Here is a 24555-nt window from a genome sequence, read left to right on the forward strand (position 1 = left end):
AGGCTAAAAGATGCTTAAGAAAAACTTAAGATCATATAAGACTAAGGCTAGTTAGAGAACTATTTTTTCTTAGTGGGCAGGGGAGTTTGCTGTTCTAGTATCTCTATAGCTTTTTCTAAAATCTCATCATTTTCCACATCTAAGATATAACACTCTTTTGCGCCCTTATAAGGCACGCCAGTATCAGCACTTTTCATAATATCTTTTAAAGAATCTAGTTTTTTTATATAGACTGTATTATCACAGACTAGTAAAAGTGGCTTTTGGTTTATATAAATCATATATTCGCCAAACATCTTTCTAAAAGAAACTTCCCACCTAGAATCTATTTGCCCATAAACAAACTCTACATATTCTAGTGAACTTGCCATTTTTCATGCCTTTAATAAAAAAGATTCTTAGTTTATAGCATAACTAAAAATTAGCATTAGCTTTTATAAAGAAAAGTAGAGGGTGTTAATAAGAATATAAAAAATTAAAAAGAGATTTAAGATATTAAAGAAAGTAAAGAACTAAACTAATAAGATTTTGTAATCTTGCTAGTTTAGTAAAAAGCTTAAAAGTTAGAATCTTAAAAAGTTTCTAACTTTTAGCTAAGAAAGCAAGGGGGAAATACGTCTTTAAACTAAGACTACATCATACCGCCCATACCTCCCATTCCGCCCATACCACCCATATCTGGCATAGCAGGAGCTGCTTTTTCTTCTTTTATCTCACTGATTGTTGCTTCTGTAGTTAAAAGTAGGCTTGCAACTGAAACTGCATTTTGTAAAGCTATCCTTTCAACTTTTAATGGATCGATGATTCCAGCTGCAAACATATCTACGTACTCGCCATTGCTTGCATTAAAGCCAAAAGAATCTTGATTAGCTTCTCTAACTTTGTTTACAACTACGCCAGCATCAAAGCCTGCATTACTTGCGATTTGTGCCATAGGAGCGCTGATTGCACGTTTGATGATTTCATAGCCTATTAGCTCATCACCACTTAGTTTTAAGTCTACTTTGCTAGAAGCTCTAAGTAGTGCTACACCACCACCTACTACTATGCCTTCTTCAACAGCAGCTTTTGTAGCAGAAAGGGCGTCATCTACTCTATCTTTTTTCTCTTTCATCTCAACTTCAGATGCAGCACCTACTTTTATAACAGCAACCCCACCACTTAGTTTTGCTAGTCTTTCTTGTAGTTTTTCTCTGTCATAGTCACTAGTTGTAGAATCTATTTGATTTCTGATTTGGGCTACTCTTTCTTTTACGGCGTTTTTATCACCCTTACCATCAACTACAGTAGTGTTATCTTTATCTATAACTATGCGGCCAGCTTGACCAAGATGAGAAACTTCAGCACCTTCTAGAGTTAAGCCTAGCTCATCGCTTATAACTTCACCACCAGTTAGTAAAGCTATATCTTTTAGCATTTCTTTTCTTCTATCACCAAAGCCTGGAGCCTTAACAGCAGCTACATTTAAAACGCCTCTTAGTTTGTTTACAACTAGAGTAGTTAGTGCTTCACCTTCTACGTCTTCAGCTATGATTAAAAGTGGTTTGCCACTTTTCATAGTAGCTTCTAGTAGAGGTAGTATGTCTTTCATAGAAGCTATTTTTTTATCAGTGATAAGGATGTAAGGGTTTTCTAACTCTATAGTCATCTTTTCAGTATTAGTCACAAAGTAAGGACTTAGATAGCCTCTATCAAACTGCATACCTTCAACTACGTTTAGTTCATCTTGTATACCTTTTGCTTCTTCAACAGTTATAACACCATCTTTGCCTACTTTATCCATAGCATCAGCTATAAGCTTACCTATGTTTTCATCGCTGTTTGCAGAGATAGTAGCAACTTGTTCTATCTCTTTTTTGCCATCTACTTTTTTACCTAGCTTTTTAAGCTCAGCAACTATTGCTTCTACTGCTTTGTCCATACCTCTTTTAACTTCTATAGGATTGGCCCCTGCAGTTATATTTCTTAGGCCTTCTTTAAAGATAGAGTAGGCTAAAACTGTAGCAGTAGTTGTTCCATCACCTGCAGCATCTGCAGTTCTTGAAGCTACGTCTTTTACAAGTTGAGCACCCATGTTAGCTATAGGGCAAGCAAGTTCTATCTCTTTTGCAACTGAAACGCCATCTTTTGTGATAGCTGGAGCGCCATAGCTTTTTTGTATAAGTACGTTTCTACCACGTGGTCCCATGGTTACTTTTACTGCGTCATTTAGGGCTTTTACACCTTCATAAAGCTTATTTCTTGCTGAATCGCTAAATTTAATCTCTTTTGCCATATGGAATCCTTTTTATATTTTATGTTTATATGATTTTGTGCGTTATTTAAGTACGCCTAGAAGATCTTCTACATCTAAGACTATATAAGTTTCACCATCTAGTTTGATCTCATCACCTTTGTATTTTCCAAATAGTACTTTATCGCCTACTTTAAAGCATGAGCATTCATCACTGACTTTTTTGCTGATAGCTTTAACTACGCCTATTAAAGGTTTTTCTTTTGCACTATCAGGGATGATGATACCTGTGGCAGTTTTAGTTTCTTCTTCGATTCTTTGTACTAGAACCCTTTTACCTAATGGTTGAAAAGTCATTGTCAATCTCCTTGATTTAAGTTCAAAAATTAGCACTTAAAAAATTTAAGTGATAAAATCCTATCAATTTTAAGTAAATAAGTAAATACATTATAAGTATTTAATAAGATTTATTTAGTCTATAGCTATCAAGTTAGTTTAGTTTATATTGTATATATTTTAATTTTTAGGTGTTTAAAGGGATGGATTCTACTTACTTAATATGATTATAAAAATCATTTTTTGTAAGGTTTTTAAGAAAGTAACTTTACGTATCTTTTTGGTTAAAAAAGTCTACGTTTTCTAGATGATATATGAGTAATAACTACTCATTTTACACATAAATCATTACCTTTTGATACTAGCTTGCAAATAAATATAAATTATTTTGTCAATTTATCTTTAAAAAATTCCTTAGTTGCTAGAGTTATAGATATTTCACATATATATAAAAAGGAGAACTTATGAGCATATCAAGAAGAAACATTTTAAAACTAAGTGCTCTTTTTGCTTTAGCGCCTCTAGCGCCTAAGATGTTGAGTGCAACTCAAAGCAAGAAAATAATAGATAATGGAGAACATATGAAGTATCTAACTAGTCTAGTAAAAAATGGTGAAGTTATGACTGGTGCCCACTGGGGACCTATAAAAGTAACTGTAAAAGATGGCAAGATAATAAAAAGTGAAGCTGGCATAAAAAGAACTATGCCTAATCCTTTGCAAGACCATATAGGCGATTTAGTCTATGCTAAGTCTCGTGTAAAGTACCCTATGGTTAGAAAGTCTTATCTTGAAAATCCACTCTCGCCAAAGCCTGAACTTCGCGGTAATGATGAATGGGTAAGAGTAAGTTACGAACAAGCCCTAGACTTGATAGAAGCTGCTATGCGTCGTACTTATAAAGAAAAAGGTCCTACTGGAATTTTTGCAGGAAGCTATGGTTGGAGATCGGCAGGAAATATACATAATGCCCAGATAGTCTTACATCGTTTCATGGCAATGGCTGGAGGCTTTACAGGCATCATAGGTGACTACTCAACTGCAGCTTCTCAAGTGATCATGCCACGTGTAGTTGGGAATCTTGAAGTTTATGATCAACAAACTGTATGGCCTGTAGTACTAGATCACACCAAAGTTGTAATCATCTGGGGATCAAACTCGCTAATAACACTTAGAAACTCTCACGCCATAGGCGATGATATGGGAGCAGACTACCTAGCACAGCTAAAAGGTAAAGGCAAAAAGATAATAGTAATAGACCCAGTGCATAATGAAACTGCCCAGCTACTAGATGCGCAGTGGCTAGCACCAGTGCCTAATACTGATGTTGCTATGATGCTTGGAATCATGCATACTATGTACACTACAGGCAAGTATGATAAAAACTTTATTAGCACTTATACAGAAGGCTTTGATAAGTTCTTACCTTATCTTTTAGGCAAAAGTGATGGTAAGGTTAAAGATGCTAAGTGGGCAAGTGCGATTTGTGGGATTGATGAAGCTACTATAAAGGATCTAGCCAAAGTTATGTTTGAAAACAGGACTATGTTAATGTCAGGTTGGGGTATGCAGAGAGCGCATCATGGTGAGCAACCTCACTGGGCACTAGTAACACTAGCTTCTATGATAGGGCAAATTGGCCTTCCTGGTGGAGGCTTTGGTCTTTGTTATCACACACATAACTCAGGCGTACCTAGAAGAAATGCAGTGGTTATAGGCGGTATGAACACAGGAGGAAAGTCAGCTACTATGTCTATCCCTGCTGCACGCATAACAGATGCACTTTTGCATCCTGGTAAAACTATAGACTTTAATGGTAGAAAGATAACTTATCCAGATATAGATATGATTTATTGGTGTGGTGGGAATCCTATAGTGCACCAACAAGATATAAACAACAACTTAAAGGGCTGGAGAAAACCTCACACTATAGTTATTCATGATGCTTTTTGGACTTCAACAGCTAGGCAAGCAGATATAGTCATGCCAACTACTACTACTTATGAGCGTAATGATATATCTATGATAGGTCTTTTATCTAATATGTACATAGGGCCTATGAAGGCTTGTGTAGCCCCGCAGTTTGAAAGTAAGGATGACTATACTACATTTAGCGACCTTGCTAAAAGGTTTGGAATCTATAAAGAGTACACTTGGGGTGGAAAACGCGATATAGACTGGGTAGAAGCAGTCTATGAAGCTGCTTTAAAACAAGCTAAGCCTCAGCATATAGACTTGCCATCATTTAAAGAGTTTTGGGAGAAAAATAAGCCTTTTGAGTTCCAGCATTCAGAATTAGGCGATCACTATGTAAGATATGCAGAGTTTAGAGAAGATCCTATCTTAAATCCACTAGGCACTCCTAGTGGTAGGATAGAAATCTATTCTGAAAATATAGCTAGCTTTAAGTATGATGACTGTCCTCCTCATCCAACATGGATGGAGCCAATTGAGTGGCTAGGTATGAAAGATAAACCTGCAGAGTTCCACATGATAAGCCCTCATCCAAGAGATAGGCTTCACTCTCAGCTAGCTCAGACTAAACTTAGAGAAACTTATGCTATAAAAGGGCGCGAACCTATATGGATAAACACTGAAGATGCTAAAGAAAAAGGTATAGAAAATGGAGATATAGTCCGTGTCTTTAACGCTAGAGGAGAGACATTAGTAGGGGCTTATGTAACTAAAGATATAGCAAGGCATGTAGTGCGTCTTGAAGAGGGTGGTTGGTATGATCCAGTTCATCCTGGAAAGATAGGCTCTTTAGATAATAATGGCACGCCTAATGTACTAACTATAGATATGCCAACTTCAAAGCTTGCTTCAGGTAATATAGCGCATACTGCACTAGTTAATATAGAAAAATATCGTGGCAAGTTAGAGCCTATAGTGGTTTATGAAGAGCCTAAAAAGATGAAGGTTTGATTAAAAGTTTAGGCTTTAAGATGCAAATAGCTTAAGGCCTAAAAAAGCCTTAGTTTTAGAATCTAGTTTAGTTTTTTATCCATAAAAACTAGGCTAGATTTTTAGATTCTATAACTTTAGTTTTATCTTCTTTTTAGACTTTTTCTCTCATAAAAAAAAAGAAAACATTTTTATGTAACCTCACTCTTATGTAGTTAAATATATTTAACCTTATTTCATAAAAAATACAAATTTATGTTTTTTTATAGCAACTTAACAATTTAAATTATCACAAGTGTTAAAATTCCGCACATGCATTAAATATTTTCGATCAACTGAAAAAAGGGAGTACGAACTATGAGTATCTCAAGAAGAAGTGTTTTAAAAGCTAGTGCTTTGTTTGCACTAGTGCCTCTAGCACCTAAATTACTAAGTGCTAATGAAGCCAGTATGAGTGAACATGCAGATAAGATGGGCAAAGTGATGAGCAAAGCCTCTGAGATGAAGTATGTAACTAGTCTAGTTGAAAATGGTGAAGTTGTAACTGGAGCGCACTGGGGTATCTTAAAAGCTACTATTAAGCACGGTAAGATAGTTTCTTCAAATGGGTTAAATACATCCAAAGAAAAGATAAAAAATCCTCTTCAAACAGTAGTTGCTGATCAAGTTTACGCTAAGTCTAGAATCAAACATCCTATGGTTAGAAAGTCTTATCTTAAAGACCCTCACAACAGTAAGCCTGAGCTTAGAGGTAAAGATGAGTGGGTTAGGGTATCTTATAAAAAAGCTATAGAACTTATAGCTAATGCAGTAAAAGAAACTAGAGAGAAAAAAGGACCACAGGCTATATTTGCAGGAAGCTATGGCTGGAAAAGTAGTGGTAACATGCACAACTGTGTAGTCTTACTTCAAAGATATATGAGTATGGGTGGAGGCTTTACTGGAATCACGGCTGATTATTCAACTGGTGCTGCGCAAGTTATGCTTCCTCACGTTGTAGGAACCTTAGAAGTTTATAATCAACAAACTGTCTTCCCAGTAGTTATGGAAAACTCTAAAGTTATAGTTATCTGGGGCGCTAACCCTATGGTAACTTTAAGGATAGCTTACTCAGTTACTGAAGGAAGTGGCTTAGAGTTTTTTAATAACCTTAAAAAATCTGATAAAAAGATAATCTTAATAGACCCTATAAAAAGTGACACAGTACAGTTTTTGATGGATAGAAAAAACTCACAGTGGATAGCGCCAATACCTAACACCGATGTTGCCATGATGCTTGGTATCATGCATACTATGTACACTACAGGCAAGTATGATAAAAAGTTTCTTGATAACTACACTACTGGTTTTGATAAGTTTTTAGACTATATGTTAGGTAAAACTGATGGCGTTGTAAAAGATACTAAATGGGCAAGTTCGATTTGTGGTGTAGATGAAGCAACTATGAAAGATCTAGCCAAAACTATGTTTGAAAATAGAACTATGATAATGGCAGGTTGGGGTATGCAAAGGGCTCAACATGGAGAGCAACCTCACTGGATGCTAGTAACTCTAGCTTCTATGATAGGGCAAATCGGCCTTCCAGGTGGAGGATTTGGCTTTAGCTATCACTATGCAAATGGTGGGAATCCAACAGCAAAAGCTGCAGTTATAGGCGGTATGAATGTAGGAAAAGCTACAAGTGGAGGTGCTGCGTGGTTACAAAAAGCTTCTAGTGTTAACATCCCAGTTTCAAAGATAGCAGACTGTTTAGCAAACCCTGGCAAAGTTATAGATGCAAATGGCGGCAAAGTGAAATATCCTGATATAGATCTAATCTACTGGGTAGGTGGAAACACCATAGGCCACCACCAAAACATCAACAACTATCTAAAAGTTTGGCAAAAACCTAGCCACATTATAGTTCATGATGCTTTTTGGACAGCTAGCACAAGACATGCTGATATAGTTATGCCAACTACTACTAGTTATGAGAGAGATGATATCTCTATGAGTGGGGATTACTCTAACTTAAATATAGTCCCTATGAAAGCTCTTGTAAAAAGACAGTATGAAGCTAAAGATGACTATGAGATATTTAGCGACCTTGCAGAAAAAGCAGGATTCTATAAAGAATACACTGAAGGTAAAACTCCAAGAGAGTGGATAGAACAGTTTTATAACACAGCACTTAAATCTGGAAAGCCTCAAGGCATAAGCATGCCAGACTTTAAAACATTCTGGGATAAAAATATGCCTATAACTTTTGAAGTACCTGAAGAAGATAAAACTTATGTAAGATACTCTGATTTTAGAGATGATCCTATCTTAAACTCTTTAGGAACTCCTAGCGGTAAGATAGAGATTTACTCTGAAGTTGTAGCTAAGATGAACTATGATGACTGCCGTGGTTATCCATCTTGGTTTGAGCCAGTTGAGTGGTTAGGTATGAAAAACAAACCTGCAGAGTTCCACCTACTTAGCCCACACCCAGAGCTTAGACTTCACTCTCAGCTAGCTAATACAAGCTTACGTGATAAGTATGCAGTAAGTGATAGAGAGCCTATATGGATACATGAAGAAGATGCTAAAGCTAAAGGCATTAAAAATGGTGATATCGTAAGGGTATTTAATGCAAGAGGTGAAGTACTAGCTGGTGCTGTAGTTGGTAAACACGTTAGAAAAGGTGTTTTAAAACTAAGCGAAGGTGCGTGGTATAACCCAGATTCTAAAGGTCTATGCAAAAATGGCTGTGCTAATGTTTTAACACTTGATATCTCAACTTCAAAACTAGCTAATGGAAACTGTCCAAATACTGCCTTAGTTAATATAGAAAAGTACAAAGGCAAAGTAGAAAAAGTGGATATTTTTGAAGAACCAAAGAATATGAGAGACTTTAGAATCTAACTTTTTAAAACTACTAGCCTTAACTATATAAAAGCCGCTTTTTAAAGCGGCCTTTATATAGCATTACTACCTACCTTAGTCTTATTTTTTAACTTTTCAAATATTTTTATGAGTGCATCATTTTATATAGGCAATTCCATTCTCTTTACACCATTAACCAGCTCTTTATTCCAACAGTTTCTTTTTCGTATTATTTATTGTTTGTGTGTTTTTTTCTAACCAAAACGTAAGCTTCCTTGAAGCTGGTTTAGTTGACTATAAGCAACTAGGGCTTTCTTTTGAGAGAGCCTTTTTTATCGTGAGCCAAACATTATTGACCAAATATCTATTCTGACACTTTCTCTTTCTATTTTTTCTAACTTATATGTTTTATTTTAACAAAAAAAAGGGGTTTACCCCCTCCTCACTCCCCGCAAGCCCTCAAAAAAAGTGTTTTTCAGCGTGAGTCAAGGGGAGGGCCTTGGCTCATATCCATTTCTAGCAAAAATCACGCGTTCGCACTACTGCTCACTTTTTTCGTGATTTTTGTCAGCACGAAACGGGCGAGAATGCCACAGGCCTTAAAAAATTGCAATTATTGAAAACTTCATTGCCTATAGATAGCTGCTCATTAAATATGATCTCTTAATATTTTTAAAAGCTCTAAGTCTATAAAGCCAGATATATAAAGTGTAAAGCAAGTATGTGAGGGTAGATACATAAAAGCAGGGCTGGAAGCATAAAAACTTAGATTTATAGAATCTAAGTTTTTAGTAAGATTTTAGGCTATGTGAGCATTTATCCTTTTAGCAGCTTCTGCATCTTGCTTAGCTACAGTTTTTGCAAGTATGGCAGAGTAAAGTGGTTTACCACCTATGAACTGAGCTACTATGGTTGCACCAAGACAAGTTATGATCATAGGAAGGATTAACTGATAGTTAGCAGTCATCTCTAAAACTAGCACTATACCAGTTAAAGGTGCGCGCACAGAAGCTGCCATCAAAGCACCCATACCTGCTATAGCAAACACCCCAGCATCTAAGTGATAGCCTGGAAGTAAGTGAGCAGCTATCAAGCCATAAGCAGTGCCAAAGACTGTGCCTAAAGCTAGCATAGGAGCAAAGATCCCTCCTGGTGCACCAGAAGAAAAACATAGCACAGTGGTAAATACTCTAATGACAAAGATTAGTAGTAAAAACAAGATTCCATACTTTCCAGCTATGGCTAAAGGTACTATCTCAAAGCCACCACCTACTGCTGCAGGCAAGGCTAAAGTTAGCACTCCACAAAGCCCACCTATGAGCCCACCAAAGATAACCCACTTAGTGATATTACCCTTATGAATCTTAAAAAATAGATCTTGAGCCTTTAGTACTATAGTGTTAAATAGAGGGCCTATAAGACCAAAGATTATGCCAAGGATAAGATAAAGCCAGAGAGTATAAACAGGAGCATTTGAAAGCCTACCTACTTCTATGATAGGTGCTTCACCATTAAAGAATCTAAAAACTACGCTAGAAGTTATAACGCCTGCAAAAACAGCCCTTATAGATATGAAGTTATAGTGAAACTGAGGGCGCATCTCTTCTATGATAAAAAGTATGCCAGCTAGGGGTGCATCAAAAGCAGCTGAAAGACCAGCAGCAGCACCAGTGGCTAGCAAAGTGTGACGGTCTTCACTACCTTTTGCTTTAAAGATCTTTGATACCATGCGGCCTAGATTTCCACCTATTTGTACAGTTGGGCCCTCTTTTCCTAAAACCATACCTGAGCCTAAAGTCCCAAGCCCTCCTATGAACTTAACAGGTAAAACTCTCCACCATCTAACAGGGCGCAGCTCTGCTAGTGCCCCTTCTATCTCTGGTATCCCAGACCCTCCAGCTTCTTGCGCAAAGCGTCTAACTAAAAAGTAGCCTATCATAGCTAGTATGGCAGAGACTATAAAAGCCATGATCCATATGCCCACACTATCTTTTTCAAAGTGACTAACAGAATCTATACGAAAAACTTGTACTAAGTGTAAAAGCTTGTTAAAAGCAACTGATACTAGTCCAGTTAGTACTCCAACAACTGCAGCCATAAGTATGGTTATAATAGGTGTTTTACCGCGTTGTAGCATGCGGCGCATTAATACCTTTTTGCGAAGGTCAGATATGCTGTTTTCGTGTGGGCGAGATTTCATAAGCTTAGTACTCCAAGTAGCTTGAGTCATAGTCTCGCTAAAGGATTAAGAGTAGGGCTTTTTAGTTATAGAATCTAGATTCTACAAAGGCAGGACTTCTTTAACTCTTAGTAGCAAACTCAAGTCAAGTTAAATAATGCAGTTAATAAGTTAAGGCGTTATGCGTGCTATGTTACTAGCAAGTTTTTAAACTAGGCTTAAAGCAGATGATACTTTTTCTTTTTTGATAAAAAGTGCTTTTAAGTCTTTAAGTTTAAAATGCTAAATCACTATCTTTTAAGCTTACATCTAAGAAAGGCTTTAAAAGTTTTTATACCTTTTAAAACTCTTGGCTTTAGCGCTTTTACTTGCCTTAATCTTAGGCTTTTAGCGATTAGGAAAGCGATTGTATCATAGCTTTAAAAAGAGCTAGTTTGCTAAAGTCAAAACTTTTATATGAAGTGAAATTAAAAGCTTTTAAGGAAGGAAAATCTTAAAATTTGTAAAGCATCAGGGCGCTTTAAAGTAAGGCCTAGATTCTAAAATGAAATCTAGTCTTTACTTTTTATAAGCTTAAAGCTCTTACTTAGCTGTTAGTAGGCTGTATGCTAGCATTACTTGGAGTGACATCTTTCAAGAAGTTTATTAGCTTATCTGCTAAGCTCATATAGATTTTAGAAGCTAGTGAGTCTGGTTGAAAGTAGCTTATAGGCTTACCATCATCACTGCTAGTTACTATGCTTGGTTGAAGTGGGATTTTAGCTACTACTTCAGTATTAAAGTCGCTTGCTAGCTTATCACAGCCCCCACTTCCAAAGATATCATAGACTACATTTGTGTCAGGGCAGACAAAGCCACTCATGTTTTCAACTACACCAAAGATAGGGATATTTAACTTTTTAAACATATCTAGGGCCCTTCTTCCATCATCTATAGCTACAGCTTGAGGAGTGCTTACATTAATCCCAGCACTAACTGGCACACTTTGAGCTAAAGTAAGTTGGGCATCTCCAGTTCCTGGAGGCATATCTATAACTAAGACATCTAACTCACCCCAGATTACATCTTTTAACATCTGTTCAATCGCCCTCATAACCATAGGTCCACGCCATATAAGACTTTCAGCACTTTCATATAAAAGCCCTATACTCATAACTGAGATTCCAAGAGCTTGCAAAGGAAGTAAGTTTTTCCCATCTTCACTAACTCCAGGCTGTTTGTCTTGTATACCCATCATCCTAGGGATGTTAGGTCCATAAATATCAGCATCAAGAAGGCCAACTTTTAGTCCACTTTTAGCTAAAGAGATAGCTAGATTTGTGCTAGTTGTGCTTTTACCTACTCCTCCTTTTCCACTACTTACCATTACAAAGTGTTTTATAGTTGGGGCTATATTTTTAGCACTCATTGGCGCTTTTGTTTCTTGCTTTAAAGAAGGCATCTTTATATCTATGTTTATATTTTCTATGCCCAGGGTATCAAGCCCTGCTTTTATCTTATCTTCTAGTTCTTTTGCTACAGCAGGATTTGAAGAGGGGATCTCTACTCTTAAAGCAAGGCTAGAGCCTTGTAAGGTTACATCTTTTACAAAGCCAAAACTTACTATATCTTTTTGAAATCCCGGATATATAATAGTTTTTAGTACGGCAAGTACTTGATCTTGAGTTATCATTTAAGTCCTTTTATAACAAACTAAGTTGTTTTTTAAAAATTGTTTAATTTTAAGGTATTTTGTCAATAAAAATACAAAAAAGCATCACTAACTTAGCATAAAAATGAAAATAAGAAGGGATTTATGATCTATATTCTAAGACATGAAGGGCTAAAAGAGGAGGGAGTTTATACTTTTTCTCTACTTGGTATAAGGTATCTAAACGCTAGCCTTAAAGATGTTAAGGGGTGTGAGTTTTTAGTGCTTAGCTCAAAGTACGCACTTTCTTGGATACAAAAAACTAACAATCTAGATAGCCTTAAGCACTTAGAAGTTTTAAGTGTAGGTAAAAGCACTGCTAGGCTTTGTGAAAAAGCTGGTTTAAAAGTAGCCTTTGTAGGTAGTGGCGGTATAAAAGACTTAGCAAACAAGCTAGAAGATAGGCTTAAAGGTAGTTGCTTACTTTATCTTAAGGCTAAAAAAAGTGCCTTTAGTGCTAGGGAAGTTTTTTTAGATTCTATAACAAAAGAAGTAGTAGTTTATGAGACTTTTAAAAAGCCTTTTTTTTATGTGCCAGGCCTTAGAGCAAGGAGTGCTGTAGTTAAAAGCTTACTTAGCCTTTTTAGAGAAGAAAGTATATTTATATTCAGCGCACCAAGCCATTTTGAAAGTTTTTATCAAGCCTTTGGTTGGAGGAAAGACTTTTATGCCCTAGCTATAGGAAAAACTACCTTTGAAGCTATAAAAACTAGTCTTAAAACTAGTAAAAACATCTTTTGTGAAGATGGCCTAAAAGAGTGCTTACTTCTAGCCAAAAAGATGGAATCTAAGATTTTAACTTCAGCATAACCACTAATACAACCTAGCCTTAAACTAGCCTTTTAGTAAAACAAAGTTTCCTAAAGTACCCATGCAAGGGCTCTAAACTAGTCAAAATATATAAAAATAGATTCTATAAGAAAGCCTGAAGGTTAAAAAATACATTAATATACAAAAGGGCTAGCAGTCTTAAATCTTTGTCACTAATAAAGACTTAAAAGACACTAGCCCGGCGATCTTAAAAAAGGCAAAGAGTTTTAAGAGCTAAAAGCAAGCCTTAACATACAAATGGCTACTTTTTGTTCTCTTAAAACTTTTGTCCCACCCACCCAACCCAAATATTATGTTTTAATGCTAAGTTAAAACCTTAAGCATCACAAGTTAAAACTACAAAAAGATAGTTTAAAGTAAAGCTTACCATGACTTTTTAGCATAAGTCTTGTATATACTGCCTTAAAGTATGTGATCTCTAGTTACCTCCAAAATAGTAAACATAGTTAAGCGTGATATCACTACTTGCTAAGCCTTGATTAGTGTTTCTAAAGTAGTACTGATACTCTAAAGATACTGCTTGATGCTTTCCAAAAAAGGCTATTAACCCAGCTTTTGCAGTAGGAAGGATGATAGGCGAGCTATTTGCCTTTTTTGCGGCATCTTCTGCAGCTTGCTCTTCCTTGCTTTTTTGTGAAGCAGCAGCTATGGCTGCAGATAGTGCTTCTTGAGCTTTTTGATATTCACTATTTAAGTTTTCATAGTTAGCATTAGCTTGATCAAGTGCTGCTTTTGCATCATCTACTTTCTTTTGAGCTTCAGTTTTTTGAGCACTTAGAGCTGCAACGCTATTATCAGCATTTTGCTTTTTAAGTTCAGCCAAAGTATGATTAGTACTTATTGGAACAAAGGCACTTTGTGCCTGTGTAAGTTTGCTAGTTGCTTCAGTAAGACTAGAAGTTACACTAGGATCTATTCCAGTTGCAGCTGCTGTTAACTCATTTTGTATTTTTTGACGATTAGCGACTGCATTATTGTAAGTGTTTTGTGCTCCATCAAGTGCACTTGATGCCTCTCTATAGGCATTCTGAATTGCTGGTAGTGCAGCTTGAGCTGCTATATTATTCCTGCCAGCTACATTAGTACCATCACATCCATTTACGGTCATACCCATAACATAGTGTGGGGCACAAGCACCAGGTTGTTGTGTTGCAGCTTGTGCGGTTCTTGCATTATTCATGGCAGTGTTATATGCAGCATATACTTTTTGGAATTTTTGGCTTGTGGTATCAAGATAAGCTTTAGCTTGAGTTACTGAAGTTTGTGCACTTATAAGCTGTTGTTGTAAATCTGGAACTTTTGCATTTAAGCCACTGGTGTTACTTATAGCTTCATTGTATTTTTGCAATGCAGCGTTGTATTGAGACTGCGCATTATCAAGAGTAGCTTTTGCACTGTTATATTGTGTGGATGTAGTACTAAGGTTACTAGCAGCTGCATTTTGATCGCTTTGCGCAGAAGTTAGATTATTGACAATTCTTGTGAGGGCATTATTAGCAGTATCAAAACCAACTTGTGCTACTCCTTTAGTGTTGTTTGCAGAAGCTAGTGAAGATTCTAGACTTTGCACTCTCTTGGCTTGGGTTGCACCACCTAGTACATCTCCATTTCCATTAGCAAAGTTTCCGCTGCCATTACTTCCACTATCACGCGTTTTTATAGTAAGTCCACCACCTATGATATAACCTAGTTTTACATAGCCAGTAGCCCCTACCTTAAAGGCTTGTATAAAGTCTAGGTTTACTGAGTACTGAGGGTTAAGGTTTGAAACTGCTCCTATAGAGTTAGCACCTACCCCTAAGGTTGCTTGAAGTCCTAGAGTACTAGACCTAGTAGTGGTAAAGATTCCAGTCCCTAGTTTTAGTCTTGCATCAAGCCCTGCATTAGGAGCTAGTATAGTAAAGCTATTAGAACTAGCATTAGCACTTAGTCCAGTTCCTACTCCTGCTCCTAGTAAAAATTTAACTCCATTTATATCATTACTATTAGCATTCTTGCTAGCTATAGCGCGTGTGTTATGATGACTTCTTTTATGATTGGTAGCAGCTAGTGCTACACTACTAAAACTAGCTATTAATGTAGTAGCTAACATTATTTTTGTAACTTTTTTATAAGTTTGTTTGCTAACTTGGTTCATTTTAAATCCTTTTCTTTTTATTTTTGTTTTTAACTTTTTGTTTCATTCATGTATTTGTTAAATTTCATTCATCTCCCTAGTTGCCTCCAAAATAGTAGGTATAGTTAAGGCTGATATCACTAGTAGGTATAGAGTTAACCTTGCTAGTATTAAAGTAGTACTGATACTCTAAAGACACACTTTGCTTACTTCCTATAAAAGCTATAATCCCAACCTTTGCAGTAGGTAGTATGGTAGGCATAGCATTTTCTTTATTTTCTTGTTCTCTTGCAGCCTTAGCAGCAGCTATGGCTCTTTCTTCTTGTTCTTTTTTAGCTTTAGCTAGTTTTATCTTGGTTAGTTCATCTTGGGCTTTTTGTAAAGTGGCTATTTGGGTATTTAAGTTAGTGCTTAGTTCGCGCGCACTATCTTCAGTTTGCTCTCTACTTTTTTGAAGTTCTGATATCTTTGTTTTAGCATCGCTGATTTGTGATTCTAAGTCTTTATTTAAACCTTGAAGTGTAGAGATTTGTGAGCTTAGATTATCTTTATCTCCATTTAAGCTAGTGATAGTCTTACTTAAGTCATCTTTAGTTTTATTAAGACTTGATACTTCATCTACTAGTTTAGAGTTGTTATCAGTTAGAGTTTTTAAAGCAGCAGCTTGTTTTTGAGTGCTAGCTATGATGGCATCTGCTAGTTGATTAACTATATCTTTGTTGCTATCTTTTAAAGCAGTAGCACTAGAGCTTATGCTATCTGCTGTATCTCCTATATTACCAAGGGCTGTTTTTATTAAGTCATTATTTTTGGTTAGTTGGTTTTGCAAGCTTTCTAGAGAGCTTTGGGCTTCAGAATATTGAAGTTGGAGCTCTTTTACTTTAGCTGAGTTTTGTTCGTTAGCAAGGCTTAAAGCATCTTTAGCATTTTGCACTTCAGTTTGAAGCTTGCTAGCTTGTTTGTTAAGCTGTTCTATAGTAGCACTTTGAGAAGTAGCTAGGGCTTGAGACTTACTTAGCTCATCATTTATAGTTTTGTTGTTAGTTGTTAGCTTATCTATTTGCTCTTTTGAAGAAGCTTGAAGGGCACTTAAAGAAGCTGTTGTTGCATCTAAATCTGACTTAGTTTTATTAAGCTTAGCGATATTAGCTGCAAGGCTATCTTTAGTAGTATTAAGCTCCGCTATCTTTGCTGTTAGATTGCTTTGAGTTTGAGTTAGACTAGCAGTAGTAGTATCTAGTTCTCCTTGAAGCTTGTGACTATTAGTTATAGAATCTTGAAGCTGTTTATCTATATCTGCTTTTTGAGACTGCAAGGATGTGAGTTGAGAGTTTATAGATGCTAGCTCAGCTACCTTAGCTTGAAGCTGTGAATCTGTTAGGGCCTTAGCAGTATTTGCGTCACTTAGTTGTTGCTGTAAGGTTTTATTTTGTTGTGTTAGGGTGCTTATCTTAGTGTTTAAAGAGTTGTTATTACTAGTTAAACTACTAACTTGATTAAGTAAAGAGTTGTTGCTTGAGGTTAGGCTTGAGACACTGTTATTTAAACTATTAATTTGACCTAAGTAATTATTATTAGAATTACTAAATAATGGAAGCAGCTTGTTTGCAAAGTTAGATAAACTACTAACGGCTTGGCTATAGGCTGAATATGAATAAGGATTTGACACGAATTTATTGGCATTATTTAAGGCAGATAGTGCACTATTATAGTAGGAATAAGCGTTATTGAGCCCGCTTGTGTTTGCAGCTTGCATGCCAAGGTTTGTATTGTAATTAGCTAAATCAATGGCTTGATAAAAAGCAGTAGTATTGGTATTTGAATTATAATTATAAGTAGGTGATGGCGGAGTATAACCTCCCCCACCTGAACATCTTTGGCTGGCTCCTGCACCAAGTGTATTAGCACAGAGCATAGCTCCCCCAACCACAGTATTACTATCACCACTTCCACTATTATAAGCAGAGTTAGACCTTATAGCAGCTCCTATTCCTACTATATAACCTAGCTTAAAGTAACCACTACTAGTTACATTAAACACTTGCATAAAATCTAAGTTTATAAAATACTGTGGAGCATAATTAGAAGTACTTAAGACATTATTAGCCCCAGCTCCTATACTAGCTTTTAAACCTATAGTGCTTCCACTACTTAAAGTTTTAAAAAATGTAGTCCCTAAGCTTAATCTTGCATTTAATCTTTTATCACTTTTATAAAAATCTTTTAAGTTACTTCCTAGCCCACTTCCTACTCCTAGCCCTAAATTAAACCTAAGACCATTAATATCATACTTACTAGAGTTACTAGAACTTTCTTCACTACTAGAATCTTCTTTATTACCGCTACTAGATTTACTACTAGAACTATCTCCAAGCATCGCTAAAGTTCCTATAGACTTAGAACTTCCTATAGAGTTATCTTTATCATTAAGTGCAAATCTAGAGTTAAAAATATCACTATTTTTATTATTGCTTGCACTATTACTAAAAGCATTATTACTTTTACTTATAGAGCTTTCACTAGCTAGAGCTATAGTGCTTAGACTTATAACTAAGCTAGTAGCTAAGAGTATATGTTTAGCTTTGTATGCTTTTGTGGTTTTAACTTTAGCTTCTTCGTTTGTGTTTTCTAACTTATGTATATTTTTTATATCTTTTTTCATATCTTGCATCCCTAACCCTTTTTGTTTATCTTTTTAATTTTTATAGGGTTGGAATCTATATTTTTAGATTCCAACTTAGACTTTTTTAGATTTATAAAAAGGCAGTAGATCCCTTAGTGGGATCTAACCCACTTAGAATCTATGTCTAGTTAAAATCAAACTTTGCTTAGTTTTCATACTTATAGTTTTTGTAATCTCTTACTTCCCTCCAAAATAGTAGGTATAGTTAAGGCTGATATCACTACTTGCCATGCCTTGAACTGTGTTTCTAAAGTAGTACTGATACTCTAAAGACACTGCTTGGTGTTTTCCAAAGAAGGCTACTAATCCAACCTTGGCAGTAGGGAGGATAGTGGCTGCAGAGTTAGCTCTTCTTGCGGCTTCTTCAGCTGCTGCTTGTGCACTAGACTTGTTAGCAGCACCTGCAGCTATGGCAGATAGTGCATCTTTTGCATCTTGTAGCTCTTTGCTTAGTTTGTCTAAGTTAGTTTTAGTGGTTGCTACCTTAGTTTTAGCATCATCAAGTGCTTTTTGAGCTGCTTCTTTGTTGCCTTTAGCTTCATTAAAGCTTTGTTGCGCTGCTTGAAGTTGCCCTTGTGCTATTTGAAGTTGAGTTTGGGCTGTGGCTAACTGGCCATTTTGTAAGTTTGTAGCTTGAGTAGTTAAAGACTGTATTTGAGAGTTATTAGAAGCGATATCTTGCTGGGCCTTAGCTATAGCGTCATTTGCAGCCTTTTGTGCGCTATCCCATTTATTATATGCAGCCAATTGTTGAGCTGCTTGTTGTTTTATATTCTCTAGATTTTGTTGTGCAGCGATTGCTGCTTTAGTAGCAGCTTCGAAGTGTGGTCCAGAAGGGTTAGTAGAGCAGTTAGCAGTACAAGCATTTCCAAGTGCTTGCCAAGCATCACTATTTTGTTGAGTTGCTATGCGGATCTGATTATTAGAAATTGAGACAGTAGGTGCTGCTCCAAGACTACTAAGAATCCCTTTTTGTTGAGCTATAGTTGCATTATCATTATTAATAGCTGCTTTTGCAGTGTTGATATTTTGATTTAAAGTAGCTAGTTGAGATTGATAGTTGCTAACTGTATTTTGCACTGCTTGCACACTTGCTGTTTGAGTTTGATTAGTTTGATTAGCTAGGGTAAAGGCAGTGTTTGCTGTGGTAAAGCTGCTAGTAGCTGTAGTTTGTGCTCCTAGTGCGTTGTTATAATCAGTATTTGTTTTAGAGAGTAGATTTGCTAGACTATTTACTTGTGCTGTAGCTCCAGCTACACTAGTAGCTCCACTTAAAGTACCGCCATTTCCACTATTACTAAAGTTGCCACTACCACTATTAACATTATCATGAGTTCTTATAGCAAGTCCAGCTCCTAGTATATAACCTAGTTTTACATAGCCAGTAGCTCCAACTTTAAAGGCTTGTATAAAATCTAAGTTTATAAAGTATTGCGGGTTAAAACTTGAACTTGCGCCTAGAGAGTTAGCTCCTACTCCTATAGTTGCTTGCAAACCCAAAGTGCTAGCTTTTCCTGTAGTAAAGATTCCAGTACCTAGTTTTAACTTAGCGTCTACTCCTGCATTAGGCGCACTTAAAGTAAAGCCACCATTTGTAGTTTGTGCACTTAGTCCTGTACCTACTCCAGCTCCTAATAAAAACTTAACTCCACTTATGTCATTATTAGCTTCTGATCTTATTTCACTATGTCTTAATCTTTTATGCCCTTCTGCAGCTACTGCCATAGAACTAAAACTAGCTATTAATGTGGTAGCTAGGATGATTTTGCTAGCTTTTTTATAAGCTTGTTTAGTAACCTTCTTCATGTCTGTATCCTTTTACTTTCTTTGACTTAACACACTAATTACTAGTGAATGGGAAAATTCTAGTTGTTTTTTTTTTTTTTGTATTAAAGGAAACTTAAAGTGAAAATTTTTGAAGAGAAAATTTATTAAATTCGACTAAAAATGAAATAATTATTTACTTTTATCTCTTTTTCTTAGAATCTATACAAAACTGATAACACTTTTTAATGCTTAAATAAGGGGATAAGAAAAGATGATCTTGACTTTTAAGAAAGGATGTTTTATAGAGGCAATTCTGATCTTTCTACACTATTGGCTAGATCTTTATTCCAACACTTTCTTTTTCGCATTATTTATTATTTATGTGTCTTTTTAATAAAAAAGGGGTTTACCCCCTTCTCACTCCTCCTAGCCCCGAAAAAATTTTTTTTCGGCAATCAGGGGGAGGGCCTTGGCTCAATTCCATTTCTAGCAAAGCGAAGCTTCCTTGAAAAATCGTGCGGTCGCACTGTCTAGCTTCCTTTTCTCACGATTTTTGCACCACGAAACGGGCGAGAATGCCACAGGCCTTAAAAAATTATGATTATTGAAAAACTTCATTGTACGTAGATAGATGCATGCTAAAAAAGATCCTTGCCAAAGTTATAAAACTTCTTTTTACTAGTCTTTAGATGATGTTTTTTTAATCTTTAAAGGGTGGGGTAAGTAGTTTTAGGATTTAAAGTTCATAGTTCATTACTTATTTCGTCATAGCTTTATAGAATCTAGATTCCATATTACTTGCTTAGATTACTAAAATGCTTTTTTAAAAGTAGATTCTATGTCTACAAAATAAAGGGCTTTGAAAGAAGGTTTGTGTTAGTTAAAAGTTTTCTTATGTCTCAAAGGTAGATATATCAAAGAAGATGCAAGGCAACTAAATTAATAGATGGATTTGCAAGTATATAAATATTTATAATTTAGCGATATTTATTAAGGTGTGTTTATCCTTACTAGTTGCTATTAAGAACACATAACAGCTAGCAGGGAGAAGAAAAGGCTGTATCTTTAAGCTTGCTTAAAGCAAGTTTAAAGATAGATAATCAAAATGCAAATAACTAAAAGAACTAGTTTTTATCTTTATCTATAAGTTTACCTTTAGAGATGTGAGGCATGGACGCTCTTAGTTTTTTACCTACTTTTTCTATAGGGTGGTTTTCAAGCATATTGCGTTCTGCATTCATCCTGGCGTAGTTTGCTTTTTTCTCTAAGATGAAGTCTTTGGCAAACTTGCCATCTTGTATATCTTTTAAGATATCTTTCATAGCTTTTTTACTTTGAGAGTTTATAACTCTTGGTCCACTTACCATATCGCCATACTCTGCAGTATTAGATATAGAGTATCTCATATCAGCTAGGCCGCCTTGATAGATTAGATCTACTATAAGTTTTAGTTCATGTAAGCACTCAAAGTAAGCCATCTCTTCAGGGTAACCAGCTTCTACTAAAGTTTCAAATCCTGCTTTTACTAGACTAGTAAGCCCACCACAAAGCACAGCTTGCTCACCAAAAAGGTCAGTTTCAGTTTCATCTTTGAAAGTAGTTTCTATGATCCCACTTCTTCCACCGCCTATTGCTGAAGCATAGCTTAGTGCTACAGCTTTGGCGTTTCCTGCACTTACATCTTGATGCACTGCTATAAGGTCTGGTATACCGCTTCCGTTTACAAACTCATTTCTAACAGTGTGGCCTGGAGCTTTTGGAGCTATCATTATGACGCCTACACCTTTAGGAGCTTTAATCTGACCATAATGTACATTAAAGCCGTGTGCAAAGGCTATAAAGTTACCTTCACTTAGATTAGGAAGTATGTCTTTTTCAAAAACTTCAGCTTGAAGCTCATCAGGTATAAGCATCATAACTATGTCTGCGTACTTGCTAGCTTCAGCAACGCTTAGTACTTTAAAGCCTTTATCGCTTGCTTTTTTAGCACTTTTTGCACCAGCGTGAAGCCCAACTACTACATCTACGCCACTATCTCTTAAGTTTTCAGCGTGAGCGTGCCCTTGTGAGCCAAAACCTATGATGGCAACTTTTTTACCTTTGATGATGTCTAAGTTACAGTCTTTATCATAATATATTTGCATAAAAGAATCCTTTTTTCGAATGGAATGTTATATTATAATGAAGTTTCATGTGAAAATTAGAGGTAAACAATGCAAAAATATAATGATTTAAATGCATTATTGCTAGATGCTATAGAGATGTCAAACACCAAGCTTAGGGCGCAGTTTGAAGCTTTTAGCAAGGCTTTAAGCTTGCATAAAAATGATTCCTTAGAGTTACAAGATACTATAGCAAGTATAAGTAATGGCGATGATATGCTAGCTATCATCAAAGCTTTTTCTTTGCAAAATATACTTTTAAATACCTATGAAGAACTCAAGTTTTCAAAAGAAGACTGTATATCATCTTTTAAAGAAGTTTATGCGGGGTTAGAAAAAGATGGATTCCAAAAAAGTCACTGTGATAAGTTGCTAGAAAAGATTAAGTTTTATCCAGTTTTTACAGCCCACCCTACAGAATCTAGAAGGAGAACTTTTCTAGAAGCCCACCAAGAGATAAGTAAAGAGCTAGCAAATATAGAAGAGTATAAGCTTTTAGATAGCCCTAAGGCAAAAGAACTTTTAGAAAAAAGCTATAGAAATATTAAATATAGACTGCACCTACTTTGGAAAACCCACCTTGTAAGAAGTGAAAAACTTGAAGTGCTTTTTGAACTTGATAACCTCTTATATATAGTAGAAAGTAGTATCTTACCTTCAGCTTTGAAGGCTTTAAATGAAGTCTCTAACATACTTGAAGGGCAGCTTAGCTCTTCGCCTATAAAACTAGGAAGTTGGATAGGTGGAGATAGGGATGGGAATCCAACTGTGACTAATGAGCTTTTTACTAAAGTTATGAAAACCCAACATGAGCTAATAATCAACATCTATATAAAAGAGATAAACAAACTTATACGCGAGCTTTCTATATCAGTTGACTTTTGTAAGCCTAGTAAGGAGCTTTTAAAGTCTTTGCAAAAAGAAAGAGGCTATCTTGATACAGATTCTTTAAAGCTTTTTGATAGAGAGCCTTTTCGCGCTAAGCTTAGTCTTATAAAATTAAAGCTTAGAAATCACCTCTTAAAAGTTAATGTCCCTAACACTATAGACTTTACTTATGAAACTCCTAAAGAACTACTAGAGGATATAGACTTGCTTATAAACTCTCTTGATGACTTGGCTAATATGAGACTTAAAAGCTTTAGGAATCTAGTCTTACTTGGAGGATTCCACTTACTGGAGTTAGACTTTAGAGAGCATAGAGACTTATATATGGAAGCAGTAAGTGAGGTCTTTTGTATGCAAGGCTTTGCAGATAGTGACTTTTTAAACTTAAATGAAGCTAAGCGTCAAGAAGTTCTAAACATAGCTTTAAGAAAGCCTCCGGTTAATTTAAATATGATTTTATGGGAAGTAAGTCAGCCTACAAGACGCGTTTTGAATGCCTTCTTAAGGATAAGCTGGGCTAAACAAACTATAGGGAAGAATGTACTTAAATCAGTCATCATCTCCATGACTAAAGAGCCTAGTGACATGCTAGCTGTGCTTTGGCTAGCTTATGCAAGTGGGCTTTGGGAGAGAGGTAAAGTAAGGCATAGTGAAGATGGCGATGTGACTATAAAAAAAGGTAAGGCTAAGATTCATATAACTCCTCTTTTTGAAACTATAGATGACTTAGAGAGGGCACAAGATATCTTAGAAGTACTTTCTCAAAACCACCATTATGGTCAGTATCTAAAAGACTGTGATATGCAACAAGAGATAATGATAGGCTACTCAGATTCAAGTAAAGATGGCGGAATCTTTACTTCAAACTTTTCTTTAAATAAAGCTATTTATGATCTAATGAAGCTTGAAAGTAGGCTTGGAGTTAGATTCTTACTCTTCCATGGTAAAGGTGGGAGCATAAGTAGGGGAGGCGGGCAGTTAGAAAGTGCATTAATGGCTTTTCCAACTGGCAGTGTAGGAACTACTTTAAAGACTACTGAACAAGGAGAGGTTATAAGCTCAAAGTATCTAAATGAAAACATAGCCTATAACAACTTTGAATCTACTCTTTCAACCTTGCTAAAAAAAGTAGTTATAGATAACTACTGTAAAAGCGAGCATGAAAGAGATTCTATAAGTAGTATGAAGTCTTACTGTAGCGTTGATCCTTATATGGTAAGGCTTGAAGAGCTTTCTCGCATGTCTTATCTAGCTTATAGGAATCTAGTTTATGATACTGATGGTTTTGTAGAGTACTTTAATAGTGCAACACCTATAGAGTTTATACAAAAGCTTAATCTTGGATCACGCCCTTCAAAGCGCAAAAACTCTAAAAGCATAGAAGACTTGCGTGCCATCCCTTGGGTGTTTGCCTGGACGCAAAATCGCTGCATCATCCCTGCGTGGTATGGACTAGGTACAGCTTTAAATGGACTAAATGATAAAGCATTATTACAAGAGTGCTATGAAAACTCTATCTTTTTTAAAACCACCATTGATAATATCGCTCAAGGCTTTTTAAAAGTAGATATGGATATAGCTAAGCTTTATAATGACTTTGTAAGTGATATAGGTGCAAAAACTGTCATTTGGAACAAGATAAGTGAAGAGTACACTAAGACTAAAGAGTGGCTTTTATGTGTTAGAAATGAGTCTGAGTTACTAGAAAAGCAAGCTGATCTTCGTGAGACTATACTAATGAGGATGCCTAATCTAAGAGCACTTAACTTGCTTCAGATAGAACTTATAAAACGCTATAAGTCTGCTAAGTATGAAAGCCTAAAAACTAGCCTTATAGAACAAATCCATAGCACCATAGTTGGCATAGCCCAAGGCGTGAGAAATACTGGTTAACTTTAAATATACATAAGTGTTTTTATG

At 36.0% G+C, this 24555-nt stretch carries 12 protein-coding genes and 1 pseudogene; 4 read left to right on the forward strand and 9 right to left on the reverse strand.

Annotated elements, in window-relative coordinates:
- Positions 1-59: 59 nt before the first annotated feature.
- From BKH43_RS03510 to groES, 3 genes and pseudogenes are all read right to left on the reverse strand, one after another.
- On the reverse strand, positions 60-371 hold the full coding sequence (locus tag BKH43_RS03510) for a transcriptional regulator (RefSeq protein WP_095228623.1): 312 nt from the start codon (positions 369-371) through the stop codon (positions 60-62).
- Positions 372-631: 260 nt separating this feature from the next.
- Complete coding sequence (gene groL / locus BKH43_RS03515) at positions 632-2275, reverse strand: chaperonin GroEL (protein WP_095228625.1); 1644 nt, start codon at positions 2273-2275, stop codon at positions 632-634.
- 48 nt (positions 2276-2323) lie between these two features.
- Positions 2324-2590: pseudogene (gene groES / locus BKH43_RS03520) on the reverse strand (co-chaperone GroES); the annotation flags it as partial.
- 443 nt (positions 2591-3033) lie between these two features.
- On the opposite strand from groES, the gene BKH43_RS03525 reads away from it, so the two are divergent.
- Positions 3034-5493, forward strand: a complete 2460-nt coding sequence (locus BKH43_RS03525; RefSeq protein ID WP_095228629.1) for a molybdopterin guanine dinucleotide-containing S/N-oxide reductase — start codon at positions 3034-3036, stop codon at positions 5491-5493.
- Positions 5494-5829: 336 nt separating this feature from the next.
- Positions 5830-8358, forward strand: a complete 2529-nt coding sequence (locus BKH43_RS03530; protein WP_095228631.1) for a molybdopterin guanine dinucleotide-containing S/N-oxide reductase — start codon at positions 5830-5832, stop codon at positions 8356-8358.
- A gap of 760 nt (positions 8359-9118) precedes the next feature.
- On the opposite strand, the gene clcA is transcribed toward BKH43_RS03530, so the two are convergent.
- Together clcA and BKH43_RS03540 are read right to left on the reverse strand one after the other, a co-directional pair.
- Entirely contained in the window at positions 9119-10549 is a 1431-nt protein-coding gene (gene clcA / locus BKH43_RS03535; protein WP_095228633.1) for a H(+)/Cl(-) exchange transporter ClcA, read from the reverse strand.
- Between the two features lie 535 nt (positions 10550-11084).
- Entirely contained in the window at positions 11085-12170 is a 1086-nt protein-coding gene (locus BKH43_RS03540; protein ID WP_095228635.1) for an Mrp/NBP35 family ATP-binding protein, read from the reverse strand.
- 123 nt (positions 12171-12293) lie between these two features.
- Here BKH43_RS03540 and BKH43_RS03545 point away from each other — a divergent pair, with 123 nt between their 5' ends.
- Entirely contained in the window at positions 12294-12998 is a 705-nt protein-coding gene (locus BKH43_RS03545) for a uroporphyrinogen-III synthase (RefSeq protein ID WP_095228637.1), read from the forward strand.
- 439 nt (positions 12999-13437) lie between these two features.
- Here the strand turns inward: BKH43_RS03545 and BKH43_RS03550 are convergent, their stop codons facing one another.
- The 4 genes from BKH43_RS03550 to ilvC form a co-directional block, all read right to left on the reverse strand.
- Positions 13438-15156 carry a hypothetical protein gene (locus BKH43_RS03550; protein ID WP_095228639.1) on the reverse strand — a complete coding sequence of 573 codons (1719 nt, stop codon included), beginning with the start codon at positions 15154-15156 and terminating at the stop codon, positions 13438-13440.
- Between the two features lie 76 nt (positions 15157-15232).
- On the reverse strand, positions 15233-17806 hold the full coding sequence (locus tag BKH43_RS03555) for a hypothetical protein (RefSeq protein WP_095228641.1): 2574 nt from the start codon (positions 17804-17806) through the stop codon (positions 15233-15235).
- A gap of 189 nt (positions 17807-17995) precedes the next feature.
- On the reverse strand, positions 17996-19624 hold the full coding sequence (locus BKH43_RS03560; RefSeq protein ID WP_095228643.1) for a hypothetical protein: 1629 nt from the start codon (positions 19622-19624) through the stop codon (positions 17996-17998).
- A 1085-nt stretch (positions 19625-20709) separates the two neighbouring features.
- Positions 20710-21729 carry a ketol-acid reductoisomerase gene (gene ilvC / locus BKH43_RS03565; protein ID WP_095228645.1) on the reverse strand — a complete coding sequence of 340 codons (1020 nt, stop codon included), beginning with the start codon at positions 21727-21729 and terminating at the stop codon, positions 20710-20712.
- 69 nt (positions 21730-21798) lie between these two features.
- Here ilvC and BKH43_RS03570 point away from each other — a divergent pair, with 69 nt between their 5' ends.
- On the forward strand, positions 21799-24528 hold the full coding sequence (locus tag BKH43_RS03570; protein ID WP_095228647.1) for a phosphoenolpyruvate carboxylase: 2730 nt from the start codon (positions 21799-21801) through the stop codon (positions 24526-24528).
- Positions 24529-24555: the final 27 nt, after the last annotated feature.

This window comes from Helicobacter sp. 13S00401-1 (assembly GCF_002272925.1).
GTDB lineage: Bacteria > Campylobacterota > Campylobacteria > Campylobacterales > Helicobacteraceae > Helicobacter_I.

What these genes read in the sequence shown, in the direction of transcription:
- BKH43_RS03525 (WP_095228629.1), top strand. Translation starts at nt 3,034, where the DNA reads ATGAGCATATCAAGAAGAAACATTTTAAAACTAAGTGCTCTTTTTGCT.
- ilvC (WP_095228645.1), bottom strand. Translation starts at nt 21,729, where the DNA reads ATGCAAATATATTATGATAAAGACTGTAACTTAGACATCATCAAAGGT.
- BKH43_RS03540 (WP_095228635.1), bottom strand. Translation starts at nt 12,170, where the DNA reads ATGATAACTCAAGATCAAGTACTTGCCGTACTAAAAACTATTATATAT.
- BKH43_RS03555 (WP_095228641.1), bottom strand. Translation starts at nt 17,806, where the DNA reads ATGCAAGATATGAAAAAAGATATAAAAAATATACATAAGTTAGAAAAC.
- BKH43_RS03550 (WP_095228639.1), bottom strand. Translation starts at nt 15,156, where the DNA reads ATGAACCAAGTTAGCAAACAAACTTATAAAAAAGTTACAAAAATAATG.
- groL (WP_095228625.1), bottom strand. Translation starts at nt 2,275, where the DNA reads ATGGCAAAAGAGATTAAATTTAGCGATTCAGCAAGAAATAAGCTTTAT.
- BKH43_RS03570 (WP_095228647.1), top strand. Translation starts at nt 21,799, where the DNA reads ATGCAAAAATATAATGATTTAAATGCATTATTGCTAGATGCTATAGAG.
- clcA (WP_095228633.1), bottom strand. Translation starts at nt 10,549, where the DNA reads ATGACTCAAGCTACTTGGAGTACTAAGCTTATGAAATCTCGCCCACAC.
- BKH43_RS03560 (WP_095228643.1), bottom strand. Translation starts at nt 19,624, where the DNA reads ATGAAGAAGGTTACTAAACAAGCTTATAAAAAAGCTAGCAAAATCATC.
- BKH43_RS03530 (WP_095228631.1), top strand. Translation starts at nt 5,830, where the DNA reads ATGAGTATCTCAAGAAGAAGTGTTTTAAAAGCTAGTGCTTTGTTTGCA.
- BKH43_RS03545 (WP_095228637.1), top strand. Translation starts at nt 12,294, where the DNA reads ATGATCTATATTCTAAGACATGAAGGGCTAAAAGAGGAGGGAGTTTAT.
- BKH43_RS03510 (WP_095228623.1), bottom strand. Translation starts at nt 371, where the DNA reads ATGGCAAGTTCACTAGAATATGTAGAGTTTGTTTATGGGCAAATAGAT.